The 10,247-nt window shown below is 38.5% G+C and carries 7 protein-coding genes and 1 other RNA gene; 5 read left to right on the top strand and 3 right to left on the bottom strand.

Annotated elements, in window-relative coordinates:
* The first annotated feature begins 13 nt into the window (after positions 1–13).
* Complete coding sequence (locus tag BM291_RS17775) at positions 14–1,009, top strand: LuxE/PaaK family acyltransferase (RefSeq protein WP_092899944.1); 996 nt, start codon at positions 14–16, stop codon at positions 1,007–1,009.
* Positions 1,010–1,197: 188 nt separating this feature from the next.
* On the opposite strand, the gene BM291_RS17780 is transcribed toward BM291_RS17775, so the two are convergent.
* Positions 1,198–2,355 carry a sigma-54-dependent transcriptional regulator gene (locus tag BM291_RS17780; protein WP_092899946.1) on the bottom strand — a complete coding sequence of 386 codons (1,158 nt, stop codon included), beginning with the start codon at positions 2,353–2,355 and terminating at the stop codon, positions 1,198–1,200.
* A gap of 17 nt (positions 2,356–2,372) precedes the next feature.
* An RNA gene (gene rnpB, locus BM291_RS17785) (RNase P RNA component class A) lies at positions 2,373–2,811 on the bottom strand.
* A gap of 119 nt (positions 2,812–2,930) precedes the next feature.
* On the opposite strand from rnpB, the gene BM291_RS17790 reads away from it, so the two are divergent.
* Positions 2,931–3,410 carry a DUF4442 domain-containing protein gene (locus BM291_RS17790; protein WP_092899948.1) on the top strand — a complete coding sequence of 160 codons (480 nt, stop codon included), beginning with the start codon at positions 2,931–2,933 and terminating at the stop codon, positions 3,408–3,410.
* Positions 3,411–3,449: 39 nt separating this feature from the next.
* Positions 3,450–4,013, top strand: a complete 564-nt coding sequence (locus BM291_RS17795; protein WP_092899950.1) for a DUF3109 family protein — start codon at positions 3,450–3,452, stop codon at positions 4,011–4,013.
* Between the two features lie 293 nt (positions 4,014–4,306).
* Here the strand turns inward: BM291_RS17795 and BM291_RS17800 are convergent, their stop codons facing one another.
* Positions 4,307–5,047, bottom strand: coding sequence for a LytR/AlgR family response regulator transcription factor (locus BM291_RS17800; protein WP_092899952.1), 741 nt, complete (start codon positions 5,045–5,047; stop codon positions 4,307–4,309).
* Positions 5,048–5,138: 91 nt separating this feature from the next.
* Here BM291_RS17800 and BM291_RS17805 point away from each other — a divergent pair, with 91 nt between their 5' ends.
* Complete coding sequence (locus BM291_RS17805) at positions 5,139–7,511, top strand: ATP-binding protein (RefSeq protein ID WP_092899954.1); 2,373 nt, start codon at positions 5,139–5,141, stop codon at positions 7,509–7,511.
* A gap of 381 nt (positions 7,512–7,892) precedes the next feature.
* A complete protein-coding gene (locus BM291_RS17810) occupies positions 7,893–10,091 on the top strand; it encodes a T9SS type A sorting domain-containing protein (RefSeq protein ID WP_139229132.1) in 2,199 nt (732 codons plus the stop codon).
* Positions 10,092–10,247 lie beyond the last annotated feature (156 nt).

Here is a 10,247-nt window from a genome sequence, read left to right on the forward strand (position 1 = left end):
AAAATATAAAACGATGCAGGATTTTAAAAGTTTTTCGAGTAGGCTAAGTAATTTGAAATGGGAAGAATTTGAAAATCTTGCATTAGAACTTTTTCGATTCCAAGCTCAGGCTAATCCAATTTACAGGAAATACCTTGAAGCTCGAAACGTAAATACGCAATCGGTGAAATCCTTGGATCAAATTCCATTTTTACCAATTCGCTTTTTCAAAGACCATGACGTGATCTCAGCTCCGAATGCTACAATGAAAGGATACTTCTCCAGTAGTGGAACCACTGGGATGATTACCAGTAAGCATTATTTCTGGTCTGAGAGTTGGTATCAACAACATGCACAGCAAATCTTTGAGGCTGAGTATGGAGAGTTAGAGGGATTTCATGTTTTGGCACTCTTGCCTGCATATTTAGAGAGAAAAGGAAGTAGCTTAGTGAGCATGGCTGATCATTTTATCAGAGAAAGCAAATCGGAGCATTCTGGATTTTATCTCTACAATCAGGATGAATTGCTGGAGAAAATGGAATTGCTGGCAAATGAAGGGCGAAAAGTAATACTTCTAGGAGTCACCTTTGCCTTATTGGATTTGGCAGAATCAGGCAAAAAGTTCAATGCTCCATCAAACCTTATCGTAATGGAAACTGGCGGGATGAAGGGGAGAAGAAAGGAGATGATTCGTGAGGAAGTGCACGATGTCCTCAAACCATTTTTCGGTGTAGAGGCTATCCATTCTGAATACGGTATGACGGAATTGATGTCTCAGGCTTATTCCAAAGGTCATGGGAAATATACCTTACCCAATTCTATGCGTGTTGTTCTAAGAGATGTTAATGATCCACTTACTCTTTCTCAAAGGTCCCAAGGAGGTATTAATGTGATTGATCTCGCAAATTTCCATTCTTGTGCATTTATCGAAACCCAAGATTTGGGTAAGTACGATGAAAATGGAATGTTGGAAGTGCTAGGAAGATTTGATAACAGTGAAATTCGCGGTTGTAATCTCTTGGTTCAGTAATTGCTATCTTAATATTTATTGGACATATTTGAACAGAACAAAATTCACGACATGAAAAAATTAGCCACAGCTGCATTATTAATTGGGATTTTAGCCTTGGGAGCTTGTGCTTCCAGCAAGCCATGCCCAGCTTACGCGAAAGCACCTACATCTCAGGACGCCAATAGCTAAAAAAAAAATACGCTGACTTAATAGTCAGCGTATTTTTTTATATCCTCTAGGCTAATTTCAGGTTCGCCCAAAATCACCAATCTCTCTACCACATTACGAAGTTCTCGGATATTTCCTGTCCAAGGATATTCCTGCAGTTTTGCCATTGCTGCTTTACTGATACTTTTAGGAGCATCACCATTTTCCTGAGAGATGTCATCCAGAAACTTACTAACAAGTAAAGGGATGTCATCTTTTCTATCCTTCAATGCAGGCACCTGTATGAGGATCACACCGAGTCGGTGATACAAATCCTCTCTGAATCTATTCTCCTCAATCTCTTTTTTCAGATCCTTATTCGTAGCGGCCAATACACGTACATCTACTTTGATGTCTTTGTCCGAACCTACACGATTGATCAGATTTTCCTGAAGAGCACGTAGTACTTTGGACTGGGCTGAAAGTGACATGTCACCGATTTCATCGAGAAATAGGGTGCCGCCTTGAGCTTGCTCAAATTTACCTTGACGCTGCTTGTGAGCTGAGGTGAAGGCGCCTTTTTCATGTCCGAAAAGCTCACTTTCAATTAACTCTGAAGGAATAGCTGCACAGTTTACTGCTACAAAAGGCTGTGAAGCTCTATTGCTTTTGGCATGCACCCAGTGTGCTACCAGTTCTTTGCCCGTTCCATTTGGGCCTGTAATTAAAACTCGCGCGTCCGTAGGAGCTACTTTCTCGATCGTTTCTTTTACCTGCTGAATGGCATCAGATTCTCCGACCATGTCCAGTTTTTTGGAAAGCTTCTTCTTCAGAACTTTAGTCTCAGTGACTAGATTCTTTTTGTCTAAAGCATTTCGAACTGTTAGAAGTAAGCGATTAAGATCTGGAGGTTTCGGGATAAAGTCGAAAGCGCCTTTTTTAGTGGCTTCTACGGCAGTTTCTATACTTCCGTGAGCAGAGATCATGATGAATTGAGGAGATCTATCCAATGCCTTAGCTTTTTCCAGAACTTCAATTCCATCCATTTTAGGCATTTTGACATCGCAGAGAACTAGATCGTAATCATCTTCCTGCAATTTTGCCAAGCCTTCCTCGCCATCTTGAGCTTCAGTAACAATGTATTTCTCGTATTCTAAAATTTCGCGTAGTGTAGCGCGGATGACTTTCTCGTCATCGATGATCAATATTTTCGACATAGTTTCAATATAAAATAAAAAAGTGCAAGTCTATAAGCCGGGTCCTGTTTCCTCTTCTATTTTCAGAATTGGTTTCTTGTCATTTATCTAGCCCCAACTTCACAGTTGGGATCTATCGATCTACCCGTTCCGCATAAAAGCGAGCAACTTTTCTCGAAACTTAATCCGACGCGGAACCTATTTGATCTTTCAACCCATAAGGTTTGCCGTGCCCCTGACATCACTGCCAGAGCGGTGGGCTCTTACTCCACCTTTTCACCCTTACCCTTCGTGCCGATAGCTTTCGGCATCAGGGCAAGCCCCGAAGTCGAATGGCGGTATATTCTCTGTTGCACTAGCTGTAAACTGACCGTCACCAGTCAGCCTCCTTCCCGTTAGGAAGTATGGCGCTCTATATTGCCCGGACTTTCCTCCTCCTCACTATTACCATGAGACGGCGACAAGACGACTTGCACGATGCAAAGAACGTTAAAATCTTGCTATCAGTTTTAAAAATATGCGATAGCAAACAGCCTAAAAGAGGTGTGCATATATAACTCGTTCTTTTTCTGTGGCTTTTGGCTTATCTTTTTCAGATGGATAGTAGCAAAAGCAAGAAGTTTAGGAAAATGATCCGAGCGGTCAACTGGTATCCACCATTCCTATTTTCAGGGATTAAGGTTGTTGATTTTGCAGATGATTTCTCCATGTTTCGCACCAGGCTCAAACTTACCTGGTTTAATAGAAATTTGATGGGAACAGCTTTTGGAGGTTCGCTCTACGCTATGTGCGATCCATTTTTCATGTTTATTTTACTGATTCAATTGGGCGAGGAGTATATCGTCTGGGATAAAACGGCGAGCATTGAATTCGTGAAACCTGGAAAAGGAACTGTGTACGCTGAATTCAAGCTCTCTCAAGCTCAGATTTCGGAGATTAAAATAGCTGTGGATCGAGATGGAAAAGGAGTGTTTGAGTTCCCTTGTGAGGTAATAGATAGCGCGGGGTACATTATCGCAAAGCTAAAGAAAGGCGTATATGTGCGAAGAAAAGACTTTGCTAAGCCGAATGCCTAGCTTTTGATTGCTTAACTTTGCTCGCTAACAAAGAAGACCATGATAATAGTAGGGGATACCGTGCTCTCGGATGACATTAAAGAGAATTTTTTCGTCTGTGACCTAGAAGCTTGCAAGGGCGCATGCTGTGTAGAAGGGGATGCTGGTGCTCCTTTGGAAGATGAGGAAACCAAAATCATCGAGGATATCTATCCAATCGTCAAAGATTACATCACTGAGGAAGGCCGTCAAGCTATTGAAAGGCAAGGTACATGGGTATTTGATAAGGACGGTGACAAAGGCACGCCAACAATCGGAGACAACCGTGAATGTGCCTATGCGCTCTATGATGATCGAGGGATATTGAAATGCGGAATCGAGCAAGCGTACCTTGATGGGAAGACTACCTATAAAAAGCCAATCAGCTGTCATATGTACCCGATTAGAGTCACCAAATACGATCAGTTTGATGCATTGAATTACGATCGCTGGCATATCTGTGATCCGGCATGTCAGTTGGGATCAAGTCTAAAAGTCCCGATCTACAAATTCCTGAAAGATGCATTGACCCGTAAATACGGTGAGGCTTGGTATGCAGATTTGGTAGAGGAGATCGAAGGGTAGTTAGTTGCAAACTAAAAGCGCTATCACATTATAATTGGAATCGCTGAAAACCATGACTGTGTAGATTGAATATTACACGTTGGTTTTATTTATCGAATAGTAGTCCTAGCGAACGTGGTCTTGCATGAGAATCCATCACCTGAAGGAAAGGTAACTAATATCTTGTTGTTAAATTCAGGCTATGAAAACTTGCATTTCCAATAATAAAAAAAAGAGCAGTTATAAAAATAAACTGATTTTTGCTCTCAGAATATATTGAGTCTTTAGGGAGACTACAAAGTTAGAATTAGTTCTTAATTTGAAAGTTTGTTGATATTCTTTAATAGTGCTTGATAATAGTTTCGACCAATTGGAATTTCCATGTCCTCAATTTTTACCGCAGTAGAGCTAAGTGCTTCTACTTTTTTCATATTTACTATATATGATTTATGAATTCTTGAGAATTGATTAGCAGGGAGTTTTTGCATCAGATCCTTGACCGTATTTCGCAAGGTATACTGTTTCTCATTGACAAATATATGAGTATAGGTACCTTCTGCTTTTATCCAACTTATATCACAGATTAGGATTTTTTTAAGCCATCCATTTTCTCTTATAAATAGATCTGTAAGTTGTTTTTCTTCTGGTGCTGAAGCTTTTCCAGAATTGAATTTGTGATTTTCTACAGCTAACTCTATGGAGGTCAAAAGTGTATTAGTAGTAAATGGTTTGGTGATAAAACCATCAGGACATATATGTTTTACTTTTTTTACTACATCTGAGCCAGACGATGAGGTGAGAAACACAATTGGAATATTTATACTTTCTCTAATTTCTTCGGCAAGTTCAATCCCAGTTTTAATCCCTTTCAATTTTATATCAAGTAAAACTACATCGGGAAGAATTTTTTTTATGCTTGATAAAGCATTCTCCGCTTCGTCCAAAATCTCTGAGATTTCATAGCCTTGAAGCGTCAAAATTTCTTTGATATTTTCAGAAAGATTATAATTATCCTCAACTAATAATACTTTAGTTTTAGTATATGTTCTGTTCATACGCGCTTATGAGGAAGTTTATATAAGGCAAAAAAGAGAATAATTAGGAGTAATTCAATAGTTTAGAGAAAAAATCATAAAAAATACAGATATGACTGGCAAAGCGCCTCGAGTGACAATTTTTCAAAACGAAGATTTAATCTTCGATTTGAAGACCGGAAATTTAATCAAGATTAGTGATCGTTTAAGGTTGCGTTTTGGGGGAAGCTTTGATTCTCAGGTGCAAACATTTGTGGGTTTTGAGAGATTAATTTCCACATTCTCTGATTGTGGTACTGCTGGTGTAGAAAGGAGTTTTGACAAAGTTGGGGATCAAATATTTAACTATACGCTAGATTGGCAGGGTGTAGAATTTTTGATAAGGGAATTGAGTTGGGTAGATCATAAAAAGCAAACTTTCCATTCGGTTATATTTATACAGGATCGAAAAAATATATTTGAGGTCTCGTATAATGCGTTGGTTGAGATAGTTGAGAAAATGGAATCACCTGCTATTCTACTAAATCAGACCCTTACCCGCGCAATTGTCGTTAATGCCGCAACAGCTCCTCTTCTAAATCAACCTTTTTCAGTACTTGCCGCAGGTTTCATTATAAAGGATTTTTTTGTTGAAGAACAGCAATTTCTGAAAGTGATTAAATGGATTTCAGAAGGTGAATCATCGACTTTGCAGTGTGATGCTAAACTTTATTTGGAAAAAGCAGAGGGCACATGGTATGAGTTGAGTCTCTTCAAAACCAGCCCAGATGATAAATTGTTAATTTTATGTATTCTAAAAAATATTTCTGTTCAAAAGGCGACTGAGGAGAAACTAACGAGAACCAATGAATTGCTTTCTAGGGTAGTGGAGGTTCAGAACCATTTCTTGTCAAAATCAAAAGGTGCCAATCCTTATGATTTATTACTAAGCAATATTCTCAATGTAATAGATGCAAAGCTTGGGTTTGTAGGTAAAGTTGATTTTGATGAAAAAGGGAAACAAGTTTTAAGAATACATGCTGCCACAGATATATCCAGTACTGGAGAGGAATCCTTCAAACTGTATCATAATCATGTGAAGAATGATTTTCTATTTCGACATTTTGATAACCTTTTTGGAGCCTGTATAGTGGAGTCTAAAATTATATTAGAAAACAATCCATCAACAAATCCTCACGCCAAAGGGAAGCATATTCCAGGTCATCCTACGATAGAGAATTTTTTAGGAGTTCCCATATTCAAAGGTGACGAGGTAATAGGATTGGTCGGTTTAGGGAATAAAGTTGAAGGATTTACAGATCAAGATATTACCCATTTGAAGCCCTTTATTTCGGCATATTCAGTCATTATTGAAGCTTATAAATCTGAACAGGATAAGATCCGATTTGAGAAAGATTCAATGGAAAAAGCTCAAATTCTCGCCAAAGTCGCTGATCATAGCGCAGATTTAATTGTAGTGATGGACGATGAATTTAGCTTTGAATTTATATCACCCTCAGCCTCTCAGTTTTTTGACCATAGGCTTACTAATGAGGAAATTCAAAAGAAAATTAGAGCACTATTGAAAAAAACGCTGAATTCTGAATACCAGATATCTGAGGATAGGTATAGATCTCGACTCAAAATGAGTATTAGGAATGAAGGCGAATATTGGGTGGAATCGAATGTTACCAGCCTCTATGAAGAGAGTAATCATAAAGTAATAGCAGTGATCAGAGATGTTTCCTCTCAAATAAATTTTGAACAAAGACTAATTGGCTCACTCAAAAAGGAGAAACAGTTCAATTCATTTCTCTCTGACTTTATGAATATAGTTTCTCACGAGTTCAAGACACCTTTGGCTACTATGATCTCTAGTGTGGAACTTACTAAGTACTATTTGGAGAAATTGACTACAAATAATTTACAAACCTTGGGAAAAATCCCAGAATTAGAGAACATTAAAATTCATGGACAAAAAATTGAACGTGAATTAGATAATCTTCATAAGTTGGTAATTCATTCGCTCGACTACGAACGATTTGTAAATAACAGCCCAGTTTTAAAGAAGGAGAAGGTTTCATTAAGCCATTTTGTGAAAGACACACTGCAAACCCACGATTTTTTAGACAAAGTCGATTATGTCCCCGATACAGATATTGATCAAGCTGTCGAATGGGATAAGTTTTTGATCCAAACTAGCATTACCAACTTAGTAAGCAATGCCTTAAAATATGGTGGGAAAAGTAGGAAACCTGTTGTTCGACCATTCCAAAAAAATGAGCTTTTTGGAATTGAGATTACAGATTATGGAATTGGAATAACGGAAGAGGATTTGCCTTTTGTATTTACCCCGTTTTTTCGTGGCTCAAATTCAAACGGAATTCCTGGGTCTGGATTTGGTTTAGTTGCGGTTAAAAATTTTGTAGAATTGCATGGAGGGACTGTCTCAATAGAATCAAAGCTAGGCACAGGAACCAAGGTGACCGTTCGTTTCACTAAGTAATTCTCCTGAAATCACCTGTTTTTGCAGCTTTAATCCGGTTTTGTTATCTAACTGATGTTTTTTGTAACCCTGTGATTTTTATATGTTATTATATACATAGATCTTAAAATAATCACTATATAAGATTAAGTGTAAATGCTTTTTGAACACATATTTGTGTATTTAATGTTGAATAGATTGTCTGGAAATTCTAGAGTAAATTTTATTTAATATAATGGAGTTAAATTTCCTTTTTGATAAATACATCAAATGGGGAGTTTTTGTTTAAACAAAGTAGGTGGAATTTTAATTGTACTTACTTTATGTGCTATAGTTTATTGTTCTTCTGCATTAGGAAGTTCCATATATGCAAATAGTGCTAATGCTATAATTGGAAATAGAGTGTCCCCCTGCGGAGGTTTTTTGCAGCCCTCTTGCCAGCCTACTATATTTAATCTTTCCAATGCAGAAAGTAATAATGGAAGTCACGCGAGATTAGTTGCTAGCCCTGGAATTGCGATCGGTATAGGTGCGTACAAATCAAAAATTGAGTTGAGATTTGATGGGGAAGTACCAGCCAATACCACTACCTATATAAAGATTGACGGAGATGAAAGTTTGCTTCAATCCTTATTGGGAGGGAGTCTTGGTGATGTTCTTTCTGGTGTTTTGGGTTCCGTGCTTTTAGGACGGCAAGATATCATCGTTGAAGCTAGAACATCCTCAAGTTCCGTGTTAATGCGGTCTAGCATTACAGGCTTTGATACTGACCGTGTCAGGTTAGTAAGTGATGCCTCAGGTGATTTTTATATTGCGATCAAACCTAGTTCTGCCTACGATAGAATTAGAATTACAAATCAGTCCAACTCTGTAGCAGGCTTAGGGTCAGAATACGAATTAGATGTCCACCATGCTTTTTATTTTGAGCCAGACCCTTGTGGTGGAGAGCCTGTATTTACCAGCTTTGATGGTAGTGGACTTACTTTGGATGTAGCGAGTTTAAATGCCCAGATATCATCTTTAAACTTGGCCATTGATGATGATTTGGACAGTACATTTTCTGAGATTTCATTGGGAGTAGTGGGAGTGGCAGGTACTGTAGAGCAAATGATTTATTTCAATTCACCGGTTCAGCCAGGAAATGAAATCCTTATCAGTATGGCTACTGGAGAATCATTATTGGATTTGGGGCTTTTAAACTATGTTGAATTGATAGCCTATTCCAATGGTGCCGTTGTTAGCTCTACTTCTGCTGCATCCTTATTGGATTTGGACGTTTTGGGTTTATTAGCTTCGGACGAATTTTTCAAATTTCCAATTAGCGATGCCGCATCGACTATAGACCGGATTGGTATACGGGTATCTTCTTTGGTGGGGGTAGGTCTATTAGAAGGAAGCCTACAAATCAGTGGTGTAACAGTAGCTCCTATAAGACCTGAAATAGATACGATACCAGAAGAGGGCCAATTTATTATTTGTGAAGGAGAGACCGTGACTGTGACTCCAAATAATGTGAGTGGTGGAGATTTGAGTTGGTATAGATTAGAATCCAGTACTGAGATTTCTATGGGGACAGCCGATGCTTACACAACCCCAGATGATCTGATTCCTGGAGATTACGAATTTTTGGTAAAGTCGCAAGGCGCTTCCTGCGCAGGGGAGAGCGAGCCGGCAAGATTTAAAGTAAAAGTAAAGCCAATTCCATCAGCAGCGAATTACAACATTCAGCCTTCCGGGGAAATAGGAATAGATGAAGAAGGAAAGTACACCTATTATGAAGGTGTGAATCCTGTAACTCTTAATCCAACTTTGCTTGGCTGGACTGGAGAAGGAGAATTTGAATGGTATTTGGACGAAACTATGGTCATCGAGCTTCAAGACGGCGACTTGATAGGGGAGGTTCTTTACCAAGTAGACAGTGGTAAACTAACGATGACTGGATTGAAGTTTAGGGATGAATTAGACCCTTACAAATTTTACCTGAATTGGGTGCCAATAGAAGGATGTGGGCCTAGTGAGCCAAAAGAAATAGATCTTAGCTCTATTGCCAGAATACTAAATGTGTCTCTACAAAGTTTCGATGCTCATTTTGCTGGAAGAAATGAGGTAGCAGTGAAGTGGGATTTTGCAATTGATCGCTTGGATCAGCGACTAGTAGTCCAAAGAGCGGGTAGTGATCTTGTTTTCGAAGATATCTGGGAAGGTGAATTAGCAAAAAATACTGAAAATAGCTTTTTTGACACCAATCCTTTGTTTGGAGATAGTTATTATAGATTAGTAGTCAGGAGCTTAGGCGGTGAATTGGAATTTGTGTCAAATCTTCGGCGTGTTTTTAATTCGCAGCCCATAGACAAGTCTTTTTTAGTGTTTCCGAATGAATTTGAAGACTCTTTTACAATAGGAGCGCAATTCGACCAAGCTAAAGAAATTTCCTATTCTCTATATTCAGGCAAAGGCTCACTTTTGAAGGAAGGCTCAACCCAGATTGCTGGTCAGAATCCTTTTCGGATAGCGGGTTTAGAGTCCCACGCCTCTGGCCAATATTTTTTGATTATTAGAGAAAATGATCAGGTTCATACCCATCATTTGATCAAGAAATAGCTCAAGTTTCTGAGCTATGCTTTTTGTCTGTTTTTCTATAAATAACCTCATTAATGCCTGCCTCTTTCCATATTATTTCATTTAGATAACAGAATTACGCAAGTAAATAACAGATTCAAACTCGTAGAATTTACGTGTCTGTTTAATCTATAATTT

Origin of the sequence: Algoriphagus aquimarinus, assembly GCF_900112005.1 — a bacterium.
GTDB classification, from domain to species: Bacteria; Bacteroidota; Bacteroidia; order Cytophagales; family Cyclobacteriaceae; genus Algoriphagus; species Algoriphagus aquimarinus.